This window comes from Streptococcus sp. WB01_FAA12, assembly GCF_012843315.1.
In the GTDB taxonomy this organism is placed as follows: Bacteria; Bacillota; Bacilli; order Lactobacillales; family Streptococcaceae; genus Streptococcus.
This window is the reverse complement of sequence record NZ_JABAEX010000008.1, coordinates 1-22,635: the sequence shown is the minus strand read 5'-3', so window position 1 is coordinate 22,635 and position 22,635 is coordinate 1. Positions and strand designations below refer to the sequence as shown.

The window sequence follows — 22,635 nt, the reverse complement described above, 5'->3', positions numbered from 1 at the left end:
TAGTCTGAATTGACATTGGAGAATATTTTCTCTATAATAAGCACTAGCTACCATGGATAGAAATCCATTCACTCGATGAAGGGAGAAAACGTTCAAATGAAACCAGAAGAACAAAAAGTTTTAGGGATTTTAGCAACCATTTTTGGAGCCATCGCACTTTTAGGGTCCTGGATTCCATTTATTAACTATCTATCGTTTTTCATCGCCATTGTCGCATTTATCTTGGGCATTATCGGCCTTATCGTCAACCTTAAAAAACGGAAAGCAATGGCCATTATCGGAACATCCCTCGCAGTTGCTTCTGTTGTACTTTTCTTTACGACCCAGATACTGTACGCTAATGTCTACAAAGAGTTTATCAGAGAGTTTAACCGTTCCTATAGAGAGGCAAGTTCCTCAATGGAACGCGAAGAAGAAAGCGACTTGACAGATGATAGTGCCTATTCCATCCCTGAGGAGGAAGAAGCCGATACCTTCACTTGGACCCAAGAACAGTTCGACGCTTTAATCGAAGGTGACCTTGACAACAAAGGAAAAGGTGGTACCAACTACAAGGATATTATCAAAAAGCATGGACTACCAGATTCCGAATTTGATTCAATCATTGAGGGCTACGACACAAAGAAAATTACCTATATTGGCATTAATGATAGAATCAAGACCGTTACTCTAACCTTTGTAAAACAGGATAATGGTCAACTCTTACTAGTTCATAAAATAGCTGTAGGTCTAGGAGAAAGCCAGCAGCAGAGAGATTCTGAAACCAGAGTCTAATTTCAAATATAAAAAAAACGAACAGCTAGTAAAACTGTTCGTTTTTCTATTAGAATCCATCTACGTTTGTGTAGATCTTTTGTACGTCTTCGTCGTCCTCAAGAACGCTGTAAAGTTTTTCAAAGGTTTCAAGGTCATCCCCTGACAATTCCACTTCTGACTGAGGAATCATTTCCAATTCTGTCACTTGGAATTCTTCGACACCTGACTCACGAAGAGCAACGATAGCCTTGTGAAGGTCTGTTGGAGCTGTGTAAACAGTGATTGTTCCTTCTTCTGCTTCGACATCGTCCACGTCCACATCTGCTTCTAGCAATTGCTCAAAGACTGCATCTGCATCTTCACCTGCAAATACGATAACACCCTTATTGTCAAAAAGGTATGAAACCGAACCTGAAGCACCCATGTTTCCGCCGTTTTTACCAAAAGCTGCACGAACATTAGCTGCGGTACGGTTGACGTTTGAAGTCAAGGTATCAACAATCAGCATAGAACCATTTGGTCCAAATCCTTCGTAACGTCCTTCTGTAAAGGTTTCGTCTGTGTTTCCTTTTGCTTTATCAATCGCTTTATCGATAACGTGCTTTGGCACTTGGGCTTGTTTAGCACGGTCGATAACGAATTTCAAAACAGTATTTGATTCTGGGTCTGGATCACCTTTTTTAGCTGCTACATAGATTTCTACACCAAATTTTGCATATACTTTAGAGTTAGCTCCATCTTTAGCCGTTTTCTTGGCTACGATATTGGCCCATTTACGTCCCATTAGGAATCTCCTTTTTTCACATTTTAATCTTTCTTATTATAACACAAGTTTTTTCGATTTTCACTAGAGGAAATGGATTTTATTCAGCAAATCCAGCTAGGATTATCCTTTAGTTGCCAAGATTGCCTTGCCCTCTTTTATCAAGGGGTGACGAAAAAGCGAGAAGTAAAGTTGGATAGTCATGGCAACCCAGATAAGGGGTTCACAGAGGATAACTCCCCTATACCCTGCCCAAGGGATAATCAAGACCACAAAAACGATTTTGCCGATTAGTTCAATAAAGCTAGAAACTAGAGGGAGGACTTTCTGACCCAATCCCTGCAAGCAATTGCGATAAATCAGTAAAAGGCTCAAAATCGGATAAAAGACTGAACTGATTTGCAAGTAGAGACTACCATTTTCTACCAAGTAATTATCCGTTGAACTGGCCAAGAAGGAAACCAAGGCTGGACTGGCAAAAAAGAGGAAAATACAAACAAAACCTGCCCAGAACATGCTCAAACGACTCCCAATACCAAGACCTTGAACAATGCGGTCTGGTCGCTGAGCCCCAAGATTCTGAGAAGCAAAGGTCGTCATGGCAGAAGAAATAGCCGTCATAGGAAGCAGAGCAAAGGCCATAATGCGTCGAGCCGCTGTTTGCGCACTTATAATCACAGCTCCAAAGGTATTGACAGAAGACTGTAAAATCACACTACCGATAGACACAATCGAACTCATCAATCCCATAGCCAAACCTTGCTCCAAAAGATCCGCGTACAAGGCCTTGTCCCATTTGAAATGTTTAAACTGTGGTAAGAGTTCTGGAACGCTCTTGCGGATATAATAAAAGCAAAGAACCGCTGACAAACCTTGCGAAATGATGGTAGCAAGTCCCGCAGATTGAACTCCCAGTTGCAGTTGCGTGATAAAATAGAGATCTAAAACCACATTGACCAGAGCAGAGAAAATCAGAAAACCAAGCGCAGCCAGACTGTCACCAATGGACCGCAACAAGCCTGCAAAGAGATTATAAGCAAAGCTAACGCCTACACAGGTCACAATCATAGAAATATATTGATAGGACTGGGGAAGGATTTCCGCCGGAGTATCTAAGTATTGCAAGAGTGGATAGAGGCCGACAAATCCCATCAGCATAACTAAAATACTTAGAAGCCCTCCTAATATCCAAGTTGCAGCAACCGCTTCTTTAATTTTAGTGAAATTACGAGCCCCATAATAGCGAGCAATGACAATCCCCATGCCATTTCCCACACCAAGCGTAAAGCCTATAATCAAGTCAAAAATGGCCGTTGTTGCTCCTACTGCTGCCAAGGATTCTTGGCCAAGAAAACGCCCAACAATCAAGACGTCAGCCGTATTATAAAGCTGTTGAAAGATATTAGACAGTAAGATTGGAAAGGCAAAGCTTAAAAGCGAAGGAAGGATTGGACCATTGACCAAATCCACTTTTCTTTTCTTATTCATAAAGCTATTATATCAGCTTTCTAAAGGAGCGACAAGAATTGCTTGGATTTCTTAAAATCAATTGCTTACAGAGGGACAATTTGCTATAATCAAGAAAAGGAGGTCATTTATGAGTTTGACCAGTCAATTAATAACCGATGCATTTCCGGATCTTGATAAGGTTGAAAAGCTAAACAAGGAAGCTTTCCCTGAGGAAGAACGAGTCCCTCTGTCAGAGTTTTTACGCTATCAAGACCGAGATGACGCCCACTTCTTTGCCTTTTATAACCAGGAAGAGTTTGTCGGCTTTGCTTTCTCTATTTCCAACCCCAAAGCTTTCTATATCAGCTTTTTTGCCATCATGCCCCACCTGAGAAGCCACGGGTACGGAAAGGAAATTATCGAAAAGCTGACTGATTTTTACCAGCGAACCATGTTGCTTGAAGTCGAGCGATTGGATGAAGAATGCGATAACTTGGAGCAGAGAAAGGCCCGCATGGATTTCTATCGCCAAAATGGTTTCAAAACAGCCAACGCTTTTCTAGAGTACGATGATTTGAGTTTTGAAATTCTCTACCGCGGTGACCATTTCGACGAGGAAGCCTATCGCGACATCTTCCAGAAATTGCAAGATGAACATTACTTTGACTTTCATATCGAGTATCGTCGTTTTAGTGACCATTAGTTCTTTCATCTGAAACAAACATAAAAAGTAGCAGTTCCTATCTGCTACTTTTTATGTTATTCTTCGATTTCGATTTCAAGTCCATCGCCTAGGTCAAGTGTTACTTCTTGGTTAGGTGCTAGATCCTCAACGCCAGAAGTAGGAGTTGTCCCTTCTTCATCTTCAATCAAGCCATATTGAACACGAACTTGATGGTCGATGGCATCAAAGATCTCTGGGTGATCTGCCAAGTATTTCTTAGCATTTTCAGATCCTTGCCCGATTTTTTCACCCTTGTAAGAGTACCATGCTCCCGCTTTTTGGATGATATCGAGATCACTTGCAATCTTCAAGAGCTCACCAGTCTTAGAAATTCCTTCTCCATACATGATTTCAACAAAAGCTTCCTTAAATGGTGGAGCCACCTTGTTTTTCACGACCTTGATCTTGGTTTCCTTACCGACATTGGTATCTTTTTGGTCACCAGTTCCCTTGATTTGTGTGCTTCCACGAACATCCAAACGGACTGAAGCGTAGAATTTCAAAGCACGTCCACCGGGAGTTGTTTCTGGATTTCCAAACATGACCCCAACTTTTTCACGTAATTGGTTGATAAAGATAGCAATTGTTTTTGTCTTATTGATAGAAGCTCCAAGTTTACGCATGGCCTGACTCATCATACGAGCCTGCAAACCAACGTGGCTGTCTCCAATGTCCCCATCAATTTCTGCACGAGGTACAAGGGCCGCAACTGAGTCAATAACAACAAGGTCAACTGCACCTGAGTCAATCAATTTTCCTGCAATTTCAAGGCCTTGCTCACCTGAGTCTGGTTGTGACAAGAGCAATTCATCAATATTTACACCAAGGGCTGCTGCATAAGCTGGATCAAGGGCATGCTCCGCATCGATAAAGGCCGCAATGCCACCTTCTTTCTGTGCTTGCGCTACTGCGTGAAGGGCAACCGTTGTCTTACCAGATGATTCTGGTCCATAGATTTCGATGATACGTCCCTTAGGATAACCACCTGATCCAAGTGCAATATCAAGCGCCAATGAGCCTGAGCTCATCACTTGCACTTTTTGCTCCGCACGCTCACCCAAGCGCATGATTGAACCCTTACCAAAGTCTTTCTCAATCAATTTAAGGGCATCGTTCAAAGCCTTTTCACGATCTGCTCCAAATTTTTTTGAAATTTCATCTAATTTTTTTGGTTTTTTCGCCATTCTATTCTCCTGTATTCTAATAGTCCTAAGACCTATCTACTATTATATCAAAAGTTAGTCACTTAATAAAGCCTTGCGAACTAGGTTAAAGGCATGCATAACCGCAATCTGACGAACATCTGCTCGGCTCCGCCCTGCGATATTGGCTTTGATAACCTCTGTCCCTTTTGCATGTGCCAATCCGATAAAGACCGTTCCAGCTGGATGCCCCTCTAGGCTATCTGGTCCTGCCACACCCGTCAAACTGACTCCGTAGTCAGACTGAGTCTTGAGTCGTGCCTGCTCTGCCATCTTTTTAGCCGTAAACTCTGAAACGACACCATGTCTCTTTAGCTCTTGCTCGGAAATATCCAGCATCTTAGACTTTTCTTCTAAACTGTAAGTGACAAACCCTCCATTAAAGATGGCAGAAACGCCTGAAAAGTCTGCTAAAGTAGCCTGAAAGAGACCTGCAGTTAAGCTTTCTGCTGCAGTAATGCTTTTCTGTCTCTTCTTTAGCTCTTCTACAACGACACTTGCTAGACTGGTTTCTTCCCCATATCCATAACAGATATCCCTTAAAGAGAGTCCCTCGAAAGTCTGGCGATCTAAGATTTGATTTTCCAAGATGTCCAATACTTTATCAGCCTTTTCTTGACTGACTGCTTTTGTGGACAAGCGCAAGGTCACTTCTCCCGTTTTGGCATAAGGTGCCAAGGTTGGATCGGTTTGATGGTCAATCAAATCCGCCAAAATGGTCACCAACTGACTTTCACCAATCCCAAAGAAACGGAGCACTCGTGAGTACAACTTAGCACCAGTCATTAACTTAGGTAAGAGCTGATTTAAGACCATGGGTTTCAACTCACTAGGAGGTCCTGGAAGAACTACGTAAGTCACACCTTCAACTTCCGATACTCCTCCTACCGCTAAGCCTGTCTCATTTGGCAGTGGGGTTGCCCCTTCTACAATTTGAGCTTGCCTCTCGTTATTGGGTGTCCGAGCATAGTCTGGCCTTTGAGCAAAAAAGTGGTCGAGTTTTTCCTGGGCTTGAGCATCAAACACCAAAGCTTTTCCCAAAAATTTTGCCAACGTTTGTTTGGTTAAATCATCTTCAGTTGGTCCCAAGCCTCCTGTCAAAATGACTAAACTGCTACGTAAACTCGCAATTTCTAGCAAGGATATAAGGCGCGCTTCATTATCTCCGACAGCTGTTTGGAAGTAGACATCTACTCCGATTTCTGCTAGCTTTTCTGACAAAAACTGGGCGTTGGTATTGACGATCTGCCCTGTCAAAATTTCTGTTCCTACAGCAATAATTTCTGCTTTCATCTTTCCTCCTACCTATCTATTCGGATTCTTTTTGAAAAAATCGCAGGAAAGTCCCACGATTTGATTTTTCATTTTATTCGGATTCTTCGCCTAAAGTATTTGTTGAAGGCACTGTTCGACCATAAAGATGCTCGTACAGAACAGCGTTGGTCTCCAACTCTGCTACGTCCTCTCTCCCTAGGGAACGACGCAAAAGATTTTGCATTTCCAGCATATGCTCCATCGTTACGATTTGATAAGAGATACCTTGCAACTCAGCATCTTCACCACGAAGTTGATGAGTTTCGATGTTTTTAAAGGAATCTTGGTAACCAAGTAGTTGTGGAATACTGGATGCAGACAAATCAACATTTGTCTGCATATTATCACTAAGCGCTTTTAAGATAGCTTGATAATGACTGATACTATTGAGGCTCAAGACCTTTTCCATAATCTTTTGAATGACTTCACGTTGACGTTTTTGGCGACCATAGTCTCCCTCAGGATCCTGATAACGCATCCGTGAATAGACCAGGGCTTCCTCACCATTCAAAGTTTGCTCACCGACTCCAATCGAGATTTTATTAAATTCTTCCTGGTCAGCAATCGAAATCGGGAAACCGAGTGTGTTATTTACTGTGATGCCCCCAACTGCATCAACTAGCTGTTGGAGTCCTTGCATGTTGACCATCACATAGCGATCAATATGGATGTTCATCATTTTTTGAATGGTTGAAATAGCCAACTCTGCACCACCATTGGCATAGGCAGCATTGAGTTTTGCTTCCTGAACTTGGCCATTTCCAGTTTCAATCTTGGTCAAAATATCCCGTTCCAAACTCATCATAGTAGTTTTCTTGGTTTTCGGATTGACTGTCAGAAGAATCATGGAGTCACTATTCCCCGCCCAAGGGTCTGTACGTTCTACATTTCCCGTATCTACCCCCATTAAAAGAATGGTCAAAGGCTCTGTCGCCTCAATAACATTGGTTTCTTCACCAATTTTCTTATAAGTTTTTTTACTTAAGGTTTCAGTTCCTTGATAATAAATAGTATAGGCATAAGCACCCACACCTAAAACTGTTACTGCTAGAAAAGCTAATAGCATTCCGATTATTTTTTTTACCATCTTATCATTTATCTATCAGTCTACCCATCAGGTAAACGTCTAAAAATATCCCTTCTTCTAAATAGGCTCCTCTTTCTTGTAAGCCTTCTGTAACAAATCCAAATTTTGAATAGAGGTGGATAGCTGCCTCGTTGCGCTTTTGTACACTGAGCTGCAAACGACGCAGAACTCCACTGGTTTTAGCCCACTCAATTCCCTCTTCAAGGAGTATGCTTCCTAAGCCATGATTCCAAAACTTCCTTTGGATGACCAGAAAGATATCCCCAATATGACGAACCCGTATACGTTGCTCTGCCGTGATGTTCAAAATACCTGCAATTTCATCATTCAGGAGGGCTAGGAGAGTGATTTGGTTATCTGAAGTCGCTTGCTTTTCAATAAAAAGCGCCATTTCAGATTCTGTCATCAGGATACCATTTTCATCCAGACTGGTGAAATCTGTCTCCTGTCCAACTAAATCCAAGAATGCAACCAAAGCAGCGGCATCCTGAGCTTCAGCCTCACGAATACAAAGTTCATACTCCATCTTGAAGCTCCTTAATCAATTCCTCAGCACGAGAACCCTGAGCGGTAAAATAGAGGCGACGACCCTCAGCCTCTTTCAAGAGTTCCAACTCCAAGTAGGAATCTGGCAAATCCTCACCCAAAAGATGTCCCCACTCGATAACGGTCACACCACCACCAAAGAGAAACTCATCCAAGTCAATCGAATCAGCATCCCCCTCAATCCGATAGACATCCAAGTGGTAGAGCGGAAGGCGGCCCTCATACTCTCTCACGATGGTGTAAGTTGGACTTTTGATCATCTGACGAATACCCAAGCCCTTGGCAAGACCCTTGGTAAAGGTTGTTTTACCAGCACCCAATTCCCCAGACAAGATCAAAACATCATTTTTTTGGAGCAAGGTTCCTAGGCGTTCTCCCAGATTGATCAGCTCTTCTTCATTTTTTGTGTACATGTTACTATTATACCAAAAAGTTTTCTTTTGTGTGAATTTTCTTTACAAACTTACTATAACAACTTTGCTAAAATAAGGGATTTTTATTGATAGACAAGTGTTTTTAAAAAAATATACACATAGCGCTAACAAGTAAAATATCTCGGATTACGTGGCCGTAAAAGGAAAATTCTCTTCTCATGGATTTCGGAAATAAAAACCGAGCAAAAATGAAGCCTAAACCAACATAAAAAACAATGGATAAAACTGTCATTGGATTTCTCAAGAACAGCAAGGTTGCGATAACTGTCAGGATAACTGTTTTTTTCTTATTGAGAGTTGCTCCCAAATCTCGGCTGTATTTTTCAAACGGTAAAAAGACAAGTAAATCAATGCCAAACAAGAAAAAGAAGGAGGGCAAGAAAAGGTCTACCAACTCTTGCTGAAAAGCTGTCTGTGTTAAGATAGTCTCCGATAACACCAGACAGACACCTACTAGGTTTAAGACCAACAAGGTACTATAAAATAGTTTCACTTTTTTCTGACTGTTTATAATGCTATGAACATCCTGATTTTGGGTATAAAAGAAATTCATCCCCGCGCACAGACCTGATGCCAATACGATAAACACTAGAAAATAGGCGCTTGATTGCTTTAAGGTTACGATGGTTCCCTTCCACAATAAACAGCTACTCAGACTAATCTGGATCAAAGCCAGTAACAATAAGATGCGAATTGATTTTATCATTTTCAGTCCCCCCTTCGTATACATGATTATACTCTACGTGAAAGATAAAATCCCTCCCCTCTTCTCAAGTGTCTTGTTTTAGCGCTCAACTGACAAAAATGGAAAATTATTGGTGAGGATTATTTTTAAGTTCTGACAGACCCCTATCCGATATTTTTTTACTTTTTGAAAATGAACTATAAAAATTGTTGAAGCGATTTGAGAGATATTGCGTCGTGCTCACCTAACCCCAATAGGTAGAAGAGTAAAACAAAAGAGAACCTTTGGGTTCTCTTGTTTGCTTTTATTCCACTGTTTCTTCAACTTGGATTTCAACAGCTTCCTCTACTGGAGCAAGATCAGTCTCTTCTTGTTCTGGAGCCAGATATGCTGCTTCATTGATAGCTTGTGGTTCAAGGTTACGGTAACGAGCCATACCAGTACCAGCTGGGATGATCTTACCGATGATAACATTTTCCTTGAGTCCAAGGAGATGATCTTTCTTACCACGGATAGCCGCATCTGTAAGGACACGAGTTGTTTCCTGGAAGGAAGCCGCTGACAAGAAACTATTGGTTTCAAGTGATGCTTTAGTGATACCCATAAGGACTGGGCGACCTGTCGCTGGAACTCCACCTGCGATAAGGACGTCTTTGTTAGCATCTGTAAAGTCGTTGATATCCATGAGGGTACCCATGAGAAGATCTGTGTCACCTGGATCCATGACACGAACTTTACGGATCATTTGACGAACCATTACCTCGATGTGTTTGTCACCGATTTCTACCCCTTGGCTACGGTAAACTTTTTGTACTTCACCGAGAAGGTAGGTTTCAACTGACAAGACATCACGAACAGCAAGGAGACGTTTGGGTTGGATAGAACCTTCTGTCAAGGCTGCACCGCGAGAGACTTGATCTCCAACTTCGACACGCATACGTGCTGTAAATGGTACCACGTATTCGCCTTCGCCAGTTTCACCCTTAACAAAGACTTTCTTGGTACGAGTTGAAGCATCTTCTTCGATGGCTGTAACCTCACCCTTGACTTCAGTGATAACCGCTTCCCCTTTCGGATTGCGAGCTTCAAAGATTTCTTGGACACGAGGAAGACCCTGAGTGATATCGGTATTTGAGGCAACCCCACCCGTGTGGAAGGTACGCATTGTAAGCTGTGTACCAGGTTCCCCGATAGATTGGGCAGCGATTGTACCAACTGCTTCACCAACTTCAACCGCATCACCAGTCGCCAAGTTGATACCGTAACAGTGACGGCAGACACCGTGACGAGTGTTACATGTAAATACAGAACGGATAGTGACTTCTTCCACACCAGCATTGACAATTTCACGCGCCTTGTCTTCTGTAATCAACTCATTTGGACCGATGATAACCGCACCAGTTTCTGGATGTTTAACAGTTTTCTTAGTGTAACGACCATTGAGACGCTCTTCGAGAGACTCGATCATCTCTTTTCCTTCTGCGATAGAGCGGATCAAGAGACCACGGTCTGTTCCACAGTCGTCCTCACGGATGATAACGTCTTGGGCCACGTCAACCAAACGACGAGTCAAGTAACCTGAGTCGGCTGTCTTAAGGGCCGTATCGGTCATACCCTTACGGGCTCCGTGAGTTGAGAAGAACATTTCGAGTACTGACAGACCTTCACGGAAGTTTGAAAGGATCGGCAATTCCATGATACGTCCGTTCGGAGCGGCCATCAGACCACGCATACCGGCAAGCTGTGAGAAGTTTGAGATGTTACCACGGGCTCCAGAGTCCATCATCATAACGATTGGGTTCTTAGGATCTTGGTTGGCAACCAAACGTTTCTCCAATTTTTCACGGGCTGCACGCCATTCAGCTGTAACAGCATTGTAGCGCTCATCGTCAGTAATCATACCACGACGGAATTGTTTGGTGATTTGTTCCACACGTTTGTGTGATTCTTCGATAATTTCAGCCTTGTCTTCAACGACTGGGATATCGGCAATACCTACTGTCAAACCTGCAAGAGTTGAGTGGTGGTATCCGAGGTTCTTCATGCGGTCAAGTAGGGCAGAAGTTTCTGTCGTACGGAAACGTTTGAAGATTTCAGCGATGATATTTCCAAGATTTTTCTTCTTGAATGGAGGGTTGAGTTCAAGGTTGCGAATGGCTTCCTTGATATCTCCACCTAGTGGCAAGAAGTATTTAGCTGGAACACCTTCTGTTAAATTGGCATTTGTTGGTTCTTGCAAGTAAGGCAGACCCTCTGGCATGATGTCGTTGAAGAGGATTTTACCAACCGTTGTCAGCAAGACCTTGTGTTTTTGCTCTTCTGTCCATGGTTTGTTGAGGCTATCTGTCGCGATACCTACACGTGAGTGGAGGTGAACATAGCCATTACGGTAAGCCATAACAGCTTCGTCACGATCTTTGAAGACCATTCCTTCACCTTCACGACCAGCTTCTTCCATGGTCAAGTAGTAGTTACCCAAAACCATGTCCTGAGACGGAGTAACAACTGGTTTACCATCTTTCGGGTTCAAGATATGCTCAGCAGCCAACATCAAGATACGAGCTTCTGCTTGGGCTTCTTCTGAAAGCGGTACGTGGATGGCCATTTGGTCACCATCAAAGTCGGCATTGTAGGCTTCACAGACAAGCGGGTGCAAGCGAAGGGCCTTACCGTCAATCAAGACTGGTTCGAAAGCTTGGATACCCAAACGGTGAAGGGTAGGTGCGCGGTTCAAAAGCACTGGGTGTTCTTTGATTACTTCTTCAAGAATATCCCAGATACGTTCATCTCCACGTTCTACCAAGCGTTTAGCTGCTTTCACGTTTTGCACGATATCACGCGCAACGATTTCACGCATAACGAATGGTTTAAAGAGCTCAATCGCCATTTCACGTGGCACACCACATTGGTACATCTTAAGAGTTGGACCAACGGCGATAACAGAACGTCCTGAAAAGTCAACACGTTTACCGAGCAAGTTTTGACGGAAGCGTCCTTGTTTACCTTTGAGCATGTGGCTTAATGATTTGAGCGGACGGCTACCTGGTCCTGTAATCGGACGACCACGACGACCATTGTCAATCAAAGCGTCAACCGCTTCTTGAAGCATACGCTTCTCATTTTGAACGATGATACCAGGTGCATTCAACTCAAGCAAACGAGCCAAACGGTTGTTCCGGTTGATAACACGGCGGTAGAGGTCGTTCAAGTCAGATGAGGCAAAGCGGCCACCATCCAACTGCAACATTGGACGAAGATCTGGTGGAATAACCGGAAGGATGTTGAGAATCATCCATTCAGGTTTGTTTCCAGACTTGTAAAAGGCATCCAAAACATCCAAACGACGGATGGCTTTGACACGTTTTTGTCCAGTAGCTGTTTTCAACTCTTCTTTGAGTTCCGCAATTTCTTTTTCAAGATCTACTTGTTTCAAGAGGTCTTGGATGGCTTCGGCACCCATCTTGGCAACGAATGATCCATAACCGTACTCACGCAGGCGCTCACGGTATTCACGCTCTGTCATGATTGACTTGTGCTCAAGTGGAGTATCCTTCGGATCAATTACCACATAAGCCGCAAAGTAGATAACTTCCTCGAGGGCACGAGGGCTCATATCAAGGGTCAAGCCCATACGGCTTGGAATCCCCTTGAAATACCAGATGTGAGATACAGGAGCTTTCAACTCAATGTGCCCCATACGCTCACGACGAACTTTTGTACGCGTTACTTCAACCCCACAGCGGTCACAAACAATCCCTCTGTAACGAATGCGTTTGTACTTCCCACAAGCACATTCCCAGTCTTTTGTAGGGCCAAAGATGACTTCGTCAAAGAGTCCTTCACGTTCTGGTTTCAACGTACGGTAATTGATTGTTTCAGGTTTTTTGACTTCTCCATAAGACCATGAACGGACTTTGCTTGGAGAAGCTAGGGTGATTTGCATACTTTTAAAACGATTTACATCAACCACTATTTCTTCCCTTTCTATTCTAAGTGAACTGCTTATTCTTGGTCAGCAGCTTCTTCTGTTGCTTCCGCTTTTGCAGTTTCTTCAGCTTCAAATGCTGCTTTTGCATCTTGGGCTGCTTTTTCGCGGGCTTTTTCAAGGTCATCTACGTGGATGACATCTTCGTCCATTCCTTCATCCAAGTCACGAAGTTCCACTTCTTGATCATCTTCGTCAAGGACACGCATGTCAAGACCAAGAGATTGCAATTCTTTGACAAGAACTCGGAAGGATTCTGGAACACCTGGTTTTGGAATTGGTTTTCCTTTTGTAATAGCTTCATAAGCTTTCAAACGTCCGTTGATATCGTCAGACTTGTAAGTCAAGATTTCTTGAAGGACATTTGACGCACCATAGGCTTCAAGAGCCCAAACCTCCATCTCACCGAAACGTTGTCCACCAAACTGAGCTTTACCTCCAAGTGGCTGTTGGGTAACGGTTGAGTATGGTCCGACTGAACGAGCGTGCAATTTATCATCAACCATGTGGTGGAGTTTGATCATGTACATGACACCAACTGATACACGGTTGTCAAATGGCTCACCTGTACGTCCATCGTAAAGGATTGTCTTGGCATCACTGTCCATCCCTGCTTCTTTAACGGTTGACCAAAGGTCTTCAGAACTTGCTCCGTCAAAGACCGGTGTCGCGATGTGGATACCAAGAGTACGAGCTGCCATACCAAGGTGAAGCTCCATAACCTGACCGATATTCATACGTGATGGCACCCCAAGTGGGTTCAACATGATGTCGACTGGAGTTCCGTCTGGAAGGTAAGGCATGTCTTCTACAGGAACGATACGGGATACAACCCCTTTGTTTCCGTGACGTCCGGCCATCTTGTCTCCGACCTTGATCTTACGTTTTTGAGCGATGTAGACACGAACCAGCATATTCACACCAGATTGCAACTCATCACCATTTGCACGGGTAAAGATCTTGACATCACGAACGACACCATCGGCACCGTGAGGTACACGAAGAGAAGTATCACGAACTTCACGAGACTTGTCTCCGAAGATAGCGTGCAAAAGACGTTCTTCAGCTGAAAGGTCTTTCTCACCCTTAGGTGTGACTTTACCTACAAGAATATCGCCTTCTTTAACCTCAGCACCGATACGGATAATTCCCATCTCGTCAAGGTCTTTAAGGGCATCTTCACCAACGTTTGGAATTTCACGAGTAATTTCTTCAGGCCCAAGCTTTGTATCGCGCGTTTCTGATTCATATTCTTCGAGGTGAACAGATGTGTAGACATCGTCTTTGACCAAGCGTTCGCTCATGATAACGGCATCCTCGAAGTTGTAACCTTCCCAAGTCATGTAGGCAACGATTGGGTTTTGTCCAAGCGCCATTTCCCCTTTTTCCATAGAAGGCCCATCAGCGATAAAGTCACCTTTTTCAACGACATCACCAACTTTTACGAGAGTGCGTTGGTTGTAGGCAGTACCTGAGTTTGAACGACGGAATTTTTGGATGTGGTAAACATCTAGCGAACCGTCTTCACGACGAACTTCTACCTTGTCAGCATCTGCGTAAGTAACTTTACCGTCATACTGAGCAATCACAGCAGCTCCTGAATCGTGGGCTGCTTGGTATTCCATACCAGTACCAACGTAAGGTGCTTTTGGATCAATCAAAGGCACTGCCTGACGTTGCATGTTGGCACCCATGAGGGCACGGTTGGAGTCATCGTTTTCCAAGAAAGGAATACATGCTGTCGCAACGGCAACTACCTGTTTTGGTGATACGTCCATGTAGTCAACAACATTAGCTGGATACTCTTGGTTGACCCCTTGGTGACGTCCCATGACAACTTTCTCAGCAAAAGTCCCATCTTCGTTGAGGCGAGAGTTAGCCTGCGCTACAGTATATTCATCTTCTTCATCGGCTGTCAACCAAACGATTTCGTTGGTCACAACACCTGTTTCACGGTCAACCTTACGGTATGGTGTTTGAACAAATCCATACTTGTTCAAGTGTCCGTAAGATGACAAGTTATTGATCAAACCGATGTTAGGTCCTTCAGGTGTCTCGATTGGACACATACGACCATAGTGAGTGTAATGCACGTCACGTACTTCATATCCAGCACGGTCACGTGTCAAACCACCAGGTCCCAAGGCTGACAAACGGCGTTTGTGAGACAACTCAGAAAGTGGATTGTGTTGGTCCATGAACTGTGACAACTGTGATGAACCAAAGAATTCTTTAACCGCAGCTGTTACAGGACGGATGTTAATGATTTGTTGCGGTGTCAAAACTTCATTATCCTGAACAGACATACGTTCACGGACATTACGTTCCATACGAGAAAGTCCAAGACGTACTTGGTTTGCAAGCAATTCACCAACTGCACGGATACGACGATTTCCAAGGTGGTCGATATCATCCACACGTCCGATACCTTCTGCCAAGTTGAGGAAGTAGCTCATCTCAGCAAGGATATCCGCAGGAGTTACAACACGAACCTTGTCATCTGGATTGGCATTCCCAATGATGGTTACGACACGATCTGGATCTGTTGGCGCAACAACCTTGAACTTTTGAAGGACAACTGGTTCTGTCAGAACAGCTGCATCGTTTGGAATATAAACGATCTTGTTCAAGTCGCCATCCAAGTGGTGCTCGATACTTTCAATCACGCTACGAGTCAAGACAGTTCCTTTTTCTACCAAGATTTCACCAGTTTCAGGATCTACCAATGGTTCAGCGATGGTTTGGTTGAGCAAGCGTGTCTTGATGTTCAATTTTTTATTGATCTTGTAACGACCAACAGCTGCCAAATCGTAGCGACGTGGGTCGAAGAAACGTGCCACAAGTAAGCTACGTGAGCTTTCAGCAGTCTTAGGCTCACCTGGACGAAGGCGTTCATAAATTTCTTTCAAGGCTTCGTCTGTACGAGAGTCCATTGGATTCTTGTGGATATCTTTTTCAACAGTATTGCGAACCAACTCACTATCACCAAAGATATCAAAGATTTCATCATCACCTGAGAAACCAAGCGCACGAACCAAGGTCGTAAATGGAATCTTACGAGTACGGTCAATACGAGTATAGGCGATGTCTTTTGAATCGCTTTCAAGTTCCAACCAAGCTCCACGGTTAGGGATAACAGTTGAACCGTAACCCACTTTACCGTTTTTATCAACTTTATCGTTAAAGTAAACACCTGGCGAGCGAACCAACTGAGATACGATAATACGTTCACCACCGTTGATGATGAAAGTACCCATTTCGGTCATGATTGGGAAATCACCAAAGAAGACTTCTTGGGTCTTGATTTCGCCAGTTTCCTTGTTGATCAAGCGGAAGGTTACAAAAATTGGTGCTGAGTAGCTAGCATCGTGGATACGAGCTTCTTCAAGTGTGTATTTTGGTTCCTTGATTTCATAGCCAACAAATTCCAACTCCATAGTGTCTGTGAAGTTTGAAATTGGCAATACATCTTCAAATACTTCCTTAAGTCCGTGGTCTAGGAAATCTTTGAATGAATCCGTTTGAATTTCAATCAAATTTGGTAAGTCAAGAACTTCTTTGATTCTTGAAAAACTACGACGGGTACGATGTTTCCCGTATTGAACGTCATGTCCTGCCAAGATGATTCTCCTTTGTAAATAAATTCCAAGCCTTGTCAATCAGGCTTTTATATTCGTCATATGGTTGTAAAACCCTATCACCGTGTCCCTTTGATGAATTTTCAGAATCTTTAAATCTTTGTTACAACGACTCGAAAACCTGAAAAAAAGCACAAAAAGAGCAGCTAAATCCGACTTTTTCAGGAGATTTAACTGCTGTGAGTCCTGTCTGGACAATATTTCAGACAAAACCTACGACAAATGATTATTCATATTATACCTTATTTAGCCAGATTTTTCAAGTTTTTTTTACTATTTTTTAAACAATCTTTTCCTATATATTATTTCAAAATTTCAAGAAAATCGGTCTCATATTTTCTCTCAAAAAACAGGAAAACGCTTGCACTAATGTTTACCTCGTGCTATACTGATAGGGAACAACTACACAAGGAGAATTGTAATGAAAAAGAACCCATCTCAAACTGAGAAAAAAATGATTTATGGTATACGTTCCTTGAAGAACGGAACTGGCTCTGTCCTTATTGGTGCCAGCATTGTCTTGCTTTCTGCTACAATGCCAACTATTTCGGCTAACGAAAACCTGCCTCAAACTCAGGAAAATACTAGCGCTGTGGCTAAGGCTCCTACTGAGACTGAAACTAGTCAAATTCAAAAACAGACGCCTAGTTCTGAGCAAAATAATGCAAACGCTTCCCTTGACGCTAAAAATGAAGCCCCAGCAACTGAAACTGCTTTAGCAGCTGAAACACCTAAAAAAGAAGAAGCTACCACAAGCCAGCCTAACAGCAAGGAAGAGAAAGTAGATACTAGCACTTCGACGCCAAGTTCAGATCAAAAACCACAAGCTGACACATTCTCTGAAGAACCCATCGCAGACAACCACTTCCGCATCCACGTAAAAAAACTCCCTGAGGAAAACAAGGATTCCCAAGGTCTTTGGACTTGGGACGATGTTGAAAAACCTTCTGAAAACTGGCCCAATGGAGCCAAGTCCTTCAAGGATGCCAAGAAAGATGACTATGGCTATTACCTAGATGTCAAACTCAAAAATGATCAAGCCAAGAAAGTCAGCTTCCTCATCAACAATACCAAAGGGGATAACTTGACTGGGGACCGTTCGGTAGAGCGCCTCTCTCCCAAAATGAACGAGGCTTGGCTAGATGAAAACTACAAGGTATACAACTACCGTCCTCAACCAGCAGGAACTATTCGTGTCAACTACTACCGCACCGACGGGAACTATGACAAAAAATCTCTCTGGTATTGGGGCGATGTCAAAAACCCAAGCAGTGGAGAATGGCCTGACGGTACTGACTTTACGGCAACTGGAAAATACGGCCGTTACATTGATATCCCACTCAATGAAGCTGCAAGAGAACTTGGATTTTTATTACTAGACGAAAGTAAGAAAGGCGATGATGTGAAAATCAGAAAAGAAGATTATAAATTCACTGATCTAAAAAATCACAGTCAAATCTTCCTCAAGGATGATGACGAAACCATCTACACTAACCCCTACTATGTGCACGACATCCGCATGACTGGTGCCCAGCATGTGGCTAAATCTCGAATCGAAAGCAGTTTTTCTACCCTAGTTGGAGCTAAGAAAGACGATATCCTCAAACACTCCAGCATCACTGATTACCAAGGGAATAAAGTAGCTATCACAGACGTGGAAGTGGATGAAGCTAGTAAGAAAGTGACCTATATCGGCGACTTCTCTGACACACAACACCCTTACACTGTCAGCTACAATTCAGACCGATTTACCACACGTTCAAGCTGGCGCCTCAAGGATGAGTCCTACAGTTACGATGGTCCACTCGGCGCAACTCTAAAAGAAGATGGCAAGCGTGTTGAACTCATCCTCTGGTCTCCAAGTGCTGATAAGGTTTCCGTTGTCGTATATGACAAGAAAGACCCTGAAAAAGTGGTCGGAACTGTCGCCCTTGAAAAAGGAGAAAAAGGAACCTGGAAACAAACTCTGGATGCAAACTCTGGTCTCGGTATCAGCAACTACACTGGCTACTACTATCACTACCAGATCGAGCGCCAAGGTAAAACCGTTCTCGTTCTTGACCCTTATGCCAAGTCACTAGCAGCTTGGAACAGTGACCTAGCAAAAACAGATGCCGCTCATAAGGTCGCTAAAGCTGCCTTTGTCGATCCAGCGAAGTTAGGTCCGCAAGATTTGACCTATGGGAAGATTCGCAACTTCAAATCGCGTGAAGATGCCGTTATCTACGAAGCTCATGTTCGTGACTTCACTTCGGATCCTGCCATCGCAAAAGACTTGACCAAGCCATTTGGTACCTTTGAAGCCTTTATCGAAAAACTAGACTATCTCAAAGACTTGGGTGTGACTCATATCCAACTCCTTCCAGTCTTGTCCTACTACTTTGTCAACGAATTGAAGAACCATGAACGTTTGTCTGCCTATGCTTCAAGCAACAGCAACTACAACTGGGGATATGACCCTCAAAACTACTTCTCCTTGACTGGTATGTACTCAAGCGATCCTAAGGATCCAGAAAAACGTATTGCCGAATTCAAAAACCTCATCAACGAGATCCATAAACGTGGCATGGGGGCTATCTTGGATGTGGTCTACAACCATACTGCCAATCTCGACATCTTTGAAGACTTAGAGCCAAACTACTACCACTTTATGGACGCAGACGGAACTCCTCGTACTAGCTTTGGAGGCGGCCGTTTGGGAACAACCCACTACATGTCTAAGCGCGTCTTGGTAGACTCTATCAAGTATCTGGTTGAAACCTACAAAGTAGATGGTTTCCGTTTCGATATGATGGGTGACCACGATGCGGCTTCAATCGAAGAAGCATACAAGGCTGCACGCGCCCTCAATCCAAACCTTATCATGCTAGGTGAAGGCTGGAGAACCTATACTGGTGATGAAAATACGCCTGTACAACCTGCTGACCAAGATTGGATGAAACATACCGATACTGTCGCAGTCTTTTCAGACGACATCCGTAACAACCTCAAGTCTGGTTATCCAAACGAAGGCCAACCTGCCTTTATCACAGGTGGAAAACGCGATATCAATACTATCTTTAAAAATCTGATTGCCCAACCAACTAACTTTGAAGCAGACAGTCCCGGAGACGTTATCCAGTATATCGCAGCCCATGATAACTTGACCCTCTTTGACATCATTGCCCAGTCTATTAAAAAAGACCCAAGCAAGGCTGAAAACTACGCTGAGATCCATCGCCGTTTGCGACTTGGAAACCTCATGGTCTTGACTGCTCAAGGAACACCGTTTATCCACTCTGGTCAGGAATACGGACGTACCAAACAATTCCTTGATCCAGCCTATAAGACTCCTGTCTCAGAGGATAAGGTTCCAAACAAGTCTCACTTGTTGCGTGACAAAGACGGCAAGCCATTTGTCTATCCTTACTTTATCCATGACTCTTACGACTCTAGTGATACTGTCAACAAGTTTGATTGGGCCAAAGCAACAGATGGCAAAGCATATCCTGAAAATGTCAAGAGTCGTGACTACATGAAAGGTCTGATTGCTCTTCGTCAATCTACAGATGCCTTCCGACTCAAGAGTCTGCAAGATATCAAGGAGCGCGTCCACCTCATTACTGTCCCAGGACAAAATGGCGTTAAAAAAGAAGATGTGATCATCGGCTACCAAATTACTGCTCCAAACGGTGATGTCTACGCTGTCTTTGTCAATGCAGATGATAAGACCCGCGAATTTACTCTAGGGACTGCATTTGCTCACTTGAGAAAGGCTGAAGTCCTCGCAGATGAAAACCAAGCAGGACCAGTAGGAATCGCTAAACCTCAAGGTCTTGAATGGACTGAAAAAGGCTTGAAATTGAACGCTCTCACTGCCGTTGTTCTCCGCTTATCTCAAGGCGGTGCCATTGTCGCCCCAGCTGTGGAAGAAAAACCAGAATTTGATCTTTCTAGCTTGGAAGTTGAACCAGAACAAGGCCAAGTCCAAAACCTAGCAGCAAATCCTAACTCTCAAGAAACTGCTGCAGAGGCTCACTCTCAGAACCTCCTTCCAAACACAGGAACTGAGAGCAAATCCCTCCTTGCCCTTGTTGGATTCAGCATCCTTGCCCTTCTCGGACTTGGATGGTTGATGAAAAACAAGAAAAAGAACTAATACTCAATGAAAATCAAAGAGTAAACTAGGAAGCTAGCCGTAGGCTGCTCAAAGCACAGCTTTAAGGTTGTAGATAAGGCGAAGCTGACCTGGTTTAAAGAGATTTTCGAAAAGTATAACCTAGCCCTCCTATAGAGAAAACACCCCATGATTAGAAGAATCTTCTAGTCATGGGGTGTTGTTTGCAGACTCTATAATATTTGTAGTGGGTAAATCCCCTATAGATATTATGGAGCCTATTTTGTTGTAGAAAAAAAGTCCCATAAGATCTATAATAAAAAGCGACTAAACCATCATTAGAAAGAATCATATGGAACAATTACATTTTATCACAAAACTACTTGATATCAAAGACCCTAATATCAAGAGTGTAGATATTATCAATATGGATCCCCCACAAGGAAATCACTGAAGAAATATGATTTTCAAAAACCGTCTAAGATTCCTTCCCCTGAAACGACTGACATGCCTACTAGAATTCTCCTAAAAACGCCGTTTAAAGTGCTATCATTACTCAAAAATTAGTTGAAAAAACTTCTATGACCGATATCGCTCACCAGCTTTCCATTTCAACTTCAACCGTCATTCGGAAACTCAATGACTTTAGTCGACTTCATAAGACTATGTCCTGAGACGAGTACGCCTTTAAAATGAGCTTTATCCGTACAAGGCTTTAAGAATCTCAATATCATCACTGTCCTTGAATGCAGAACACAAGCGATTATTCGAAATCGCTTTCAGGCTGTCTTTCAAACCTTTCTCAAGGACAAAGAGAAAATCATTAATGCCCTTGAATCACTCTATTCCAAAGCCAAACTAGAAGCAAGCAATCATCTCATTAAACTCATCAAACGCAATATCTTTGACTTTCGGAACTTTGACAATTTTAAAACTAGAATTCTCGTCGCTTTGAATATCAAAAAGGAGAGGACTGATTTAGTCCTCTCCAGAGTATGACTTTTTGGTAATCCACTACAGTTGACAAATAGCCAAAAAAAGATACTCACTTAAGTATCTTGGTCAATAAATCAATCGGGAAGACAGGATTCGAACCTGCGACACCTTGGTCCCAAACCAAGTACTCTACCAAGCTGAGCTACTTCCCGAGTTAAATAGAAAAAATGCACCCTAGAGGATTCGAACCTCTAACCGCCTGATTCGTAGTCAGGTACTCTATCCAGTTGAGCTAAGGGTGCTCATTATTATATGCCGAGGACCGGGATCGAACCGGTACGATCGTTTCCAATCGCAGGATTTTAAGTCCTGTGCGTCTGCCAGTTCCGCCACCCCGGCCTCTCTAAGCGAACGACGGGATTCGAACCCGCGACCCCCACCTTGGCAAGGTGGTGTTCTACCACTGAACTACGTTCGCATCGATCTCTTCTAGTTTTAATGCCGGCTACATGACTTGAACACGCGACCCTCTGATTACAAATCAGATGCTCTACCAACTGAGCTAAGCCGGCTAATTTCTACTATGCGGGTTAAGGGACTTGAACCCCCACGCCGTTAAGCGCCAGATCCTAAATCTGGTGCGTCTGCCAATTCCGCCAAACCCGCAAATATGACCCGTACTGGGCTCGAACCAGTGACCCATTGATTAAAAGTCAATTGCTCTACCAACTGAGCTAACGAGTCTAAAATAACTTCCGTTATCTTACGGTCCCGACGGGAATCGAACCCGCGATCTTCGCCGTGACAGGGCGACGTGATAACCGCTACACTACGGGACCTATGGGAGTTAACGGGATCGAACCGCTGACCCTCTGCTTGTAAGGCAGATGCTCTCCCAGCTGAGCTAAACTCCCAAAAAGGAAGTCTCTAAACTTCCTATTCTGCTAAGCGACTTCCATATCTCACAGGGGGCAACCCCCAACTACTTCCGGCGTTCTAGGGCTTAACTGCTGTGTTCGG

The 22,635-nt window shown here is 43.5% G+C and carries 13 protein-coding genes, 9 tRNA genes and 1 pseudogene; 4 read left to right on the top strand and 19 right to left on the bottom strand.

What is annotated here, in order from left to right; genetic code table 11:
- Positions 1–75: 75 nt before the first annotated feature.
- Positions 76–774: a DUF308 domain-containing protein gene (locus HF881_RS08585; RefSeq protein ID WP_169447147.1), complete on the top strand. Its 699-nt coding sequence runs from the start codon at positions 76–78 to the stop codon at positions 772–774.
- A gap of 49 nt (positions 775–823) precedes the next feature.
- On the opposite strand, the gene HF881_RS08580 is transcribed toward HF881_RS08585, so the two are convergent.
- Complete coding sequence (locus HF881_RS08580) at positions 824–1,540, bottom strand: YebC/PmpR family DNA-binding transcriptional regulator (protein ID WP_169447146.1); 717 nt, start codon at positions 1,538–1,540, stop codon at positions 824–826.
- 102 nt (positions 1,541–1,642) lie between these two features.
- The gene (locus HF881_RS08575) at positions 1,643–3,007 is read right to left on the bottom strand and encodes an MATE family efflux transporter (protein ID WP_169447145.1); all 1,365 of its coding nucleotides are present in this window, start codon (positions 3,005–3,007) and stop codon (positions 1,643–1,645) included.
- 109 nt (positions 3,008–3,116) lie between these two features.
- Between HF881_RS08575 and HF881_RS08570 the strand changes: the two genes are divergently transcribed.
- Positions 3,117–3,671 (top strand): GNAT family N-acetyltransferase, encoded by a 555-nt coding sequence (locus HF881_RS08570; RefSeq protein ID WP_000060279.1) that lies wholly within the window; start codon positions 3,117–3,119, stop codon positions 3,669–3,671.
- 56 nt (positions 3,672–3,727) lie between these two features.
- On the opposite strand, the gene recA is transcribed toward HF881_RS08570, so the two are convergent.
- The 8 genes from recA to rpoB form a co-directional block, all read right to left on the bottom strand.
- On the bottom strand, positions 3,728–4,876 hold the full coding sequence (gene recA / locus HF881_RS08565) for a recombinase RecA (protein ID WP_169447144.1): 1,149 nt from the start codon (positions 4,874–4,876) through the stop codon (positions 3,728–3,730).
- A 54-nt stretch (positions 4,877–4,930) separates the two neighbouring features.
- Positions 4,931–6,187: a competence/damage-inducible protein A gene (locus HF881_RS08560; protein WP_169447143.1), complete on the bottom strand. Its 1,257-nt coding sequence runs from the start codon at positions 6,185–6,187 to the stop codon at positions 4,931–4,933.
- A gap of 73 nt (positions 6,188–6,260) precedes the next feature.
- Entirely contained in the window at positions 6,261–7,295 is a 1,035-nt protein-coding gene (locus HF881_RS08555) for an LCP family protein (protein ID WP_169447142.1), read from the bottom strand.
- 4 nt (positions 7,296–7,299) lie between these two features.
- A complete protein-coding gene (locus tag HF881_RS08550) occupies positions 7,300–7,821 on the bottom strand; it encodes a GNAT family N-acetyltransferase (protein ID WP_169447141.1) in 522 nt (173 codons plus the stop codon).
- Complete coding sequence (gene tsaE / locus HF881_RS08545) at positions 7,811–8,254, bottom strand: tRNA (adenosine(37)-N6)-threonylcarbamoyltransferase complex ATPase subunit type 1 TsaE (protein WP_061417733.1); 444 nt, start codon at positions 8,252–8,254, stop codon at positions 7,811–7,813. The genes HF881_RS08550 and tsaE overlap by 11 nt, the downstream gene beginning before the upstream one ends.
- Before the next feature lie 103 nt (positions 8,255–8,357).
- Positions 8,358–8,981, bottom strand: coding sequence for a hypothetical protein (locus tag HF881_RS08540; protein WP_206283193.1), 624 nt, complete (start codon positions 8,979–8,981; stop codon positions 8,358–8,360).
- A gap of 283 nt (positions 8,982–9,264) precedes the next feature.
- Positions 9,265–12,930, bottom strand: a complete 3,666-nt coding sequence (gene rpoC, locus HF881_RS08535; protein WP_169447140.1) for a DNA-directed RNA polymerase subunit beta' — start codon at positions 12,928–12,930, stop codon at positions 9,265–9,267.
- A gap of 32 nt (positions 12,931–12,962) precedes the next feature.
- Complete coding sequence (gene rpoB / locus HF881_RS08530; protein WP_169447139.1) at positions 12,963–16,565, bottom strand: DNA-directed RNA polymerase subunit beta; 3,603 nt, start codon at positions 16,563–16,565, stop codon at positions 12,963–12,965.
- Between the two features lie 439 nt (positions 16,566–17,004).
- On the opposite strand from rpoB, the gene HF881_RS08525 reads away from it, so the two are divergent.
- Complete coding sequence (locus HF881_RS08525) at positions 17,005–20,721, top strand: pullulanase (RefSeq protein ID WP_169447138.1); 3,717 nt, start codon at positions 17,005–17,007, stop codon at positions 20,719–20,721.
- A gap of 310 nt (positions 20,722–21,031) precedes the next feature.
- A pseudogene (locus tag HF881_RS08520) lies at positions 21,032–21,678 on the top strand (transposase).
- A gap of 75 nt (positions 21,679–21,753) precedes the next feature.
- Here the strand turns inward: HF881_RS08520 and HF881_RS08515 are convergent.
- The 9 genes from HF881_RS08515 to HF881_RS08475 form a co-directional block, all read right to left on the bottom strand.
- Positions 21,754–21,827: transfer RNA gene (locus HF881_RS08515), tRNA-Pro, on the bottom strand.
- Positions 21,828–21,843: 16 nt separating this feature from the next.
- Positions 21,844–21,917, bottom strand: a tRNA-Arg gene (locus HF881_RS08510).
- Positions 21,918–21,928: 11 nt separating this feature from the next.
- Positions 21,929–22,014: transfer RNA gene (locus tag HF881_RS08505), tRNA-Leu, on the bottom strand.
- Between the two features lie 7 nt (positions 22,015–22,021).
- Positions 22,022–22,093, bottom strand: a tRNA-Gly gene (locus HF881_RS08500).
- Positions 22,094–22,114: 21 nt separating this feature from the next.
- Positions 22,115–22,187: transfer RNA gene (locus HF881_RS08495), tRNA-Thr, on the bottom strand.
- Positions 22,188–22,199: 12 nt separating this feature from the next.
- A tRNA-Leu gene (locus HF881_RS08490) sits at positions 22,200–22,281 on the bottom strand.
- A 5-nt stretch (positions 22,282–22,286) separates the two neighbouring features.
- A tRNA-Lys gene (locus tag HF881_RS08485) sits at positions 22,287–22,359 on the bottom strand.
- A 22-nt stretch (positions 22,360–22,381) separates the two neighbouring features.
- A tRNA-Asp gene (locus HF881_RS08480) sits at positions 22,382–22,454 on the bottom strand.
- 2 nt (positions 22,455–22,456) lie between these two features.
- Positions 22,457–22,529, bottom strand: a tRNA-Val gene (locus tag HF881_RS08475).
- Positions 22,530–22,635: the final 106 nt, after the last annotated feature.

Excerpts from the sequence above, each read along its gene's own strand:
- HF881_RS08585 (WP_169447147.1), top strand. The coding sequence starts at position 76 with ATGAAGGGAGAAAACGTTCAAATGAAACCAGAAGAACAAAAAGTTTTA.
- HF881_RS08580 (WP_169447146.1), bottom strand. The coding sequence starts at position 1,540 with ATGGGACGTAAATGGGCCAATATCGTAGCCAAGAAAACGGCTAAAGAT.
- HF881_RS08575 (WP_169447145.1), bottom strand. The coding sequence starts at position 3,007 with ATGAATAAGAAAAGAAAAGTGGATTTGGTCAATGGTCCAATCCTTCCT.
- HF881_RS08570 (WP_000060279.1), top strand. The coding sequence starts at position 3,117 with ATGAGTTTGACCAGTCAATTAATAACCGATGCATTTCCGGATCTTGAT.
- recA (WP_169447144.1), bottom strand. The coding sequence starts at position 4,876 with ATGGCGAAAAAACCAAAAAAATTAGATGAAATTTCAAAAAAATTTGGA.
- HF881_RS08560 (WP_169447143.1), bottom strand. The coding sequence starts at position 6,187 with ATGAAAGCAGAAATTATTGCTGTAGGAACAGAAATTTTGACAGGGCAG.
- HF881_RS08555 (WP_169447142.1), bottom strand. The coding sequence starts at position 7,295 with ATGGTAAAAAAAATAATCGGAATGCTATTAGCTTTTCTAGCAGTAACA.
- HF881_RS08550 (WP_169447141.1), bottom strand. The coding sequence starts at position 7,821 with ATGGAGTATGAACTTTGTATTCGTGAGGCTGAAGCTCAGGATGCCGCT.
- tsaE (WP_061417733.1), bottom strand. The coding sequence starts at position 8,254 with ATGTACACAAAAAATGAAGAAGAGCTGATCAATCTGGGAGAACGCCTA.
- HF881_RS08540 (WP_206283193.1), bottom strand. The coding sequence starts at position 8,981 with ATGATAAAATCAATTCGCATCTTATTGTTACTGGCTTTGATCCAGATT.
- HF881_RS08525 (WP_169447138.1), top strand. The coding sequence starts at position 17,005 with ATGAAAAAGAACCCATCTCAAACTGAGAAAAAAATGATTTATGGTATA.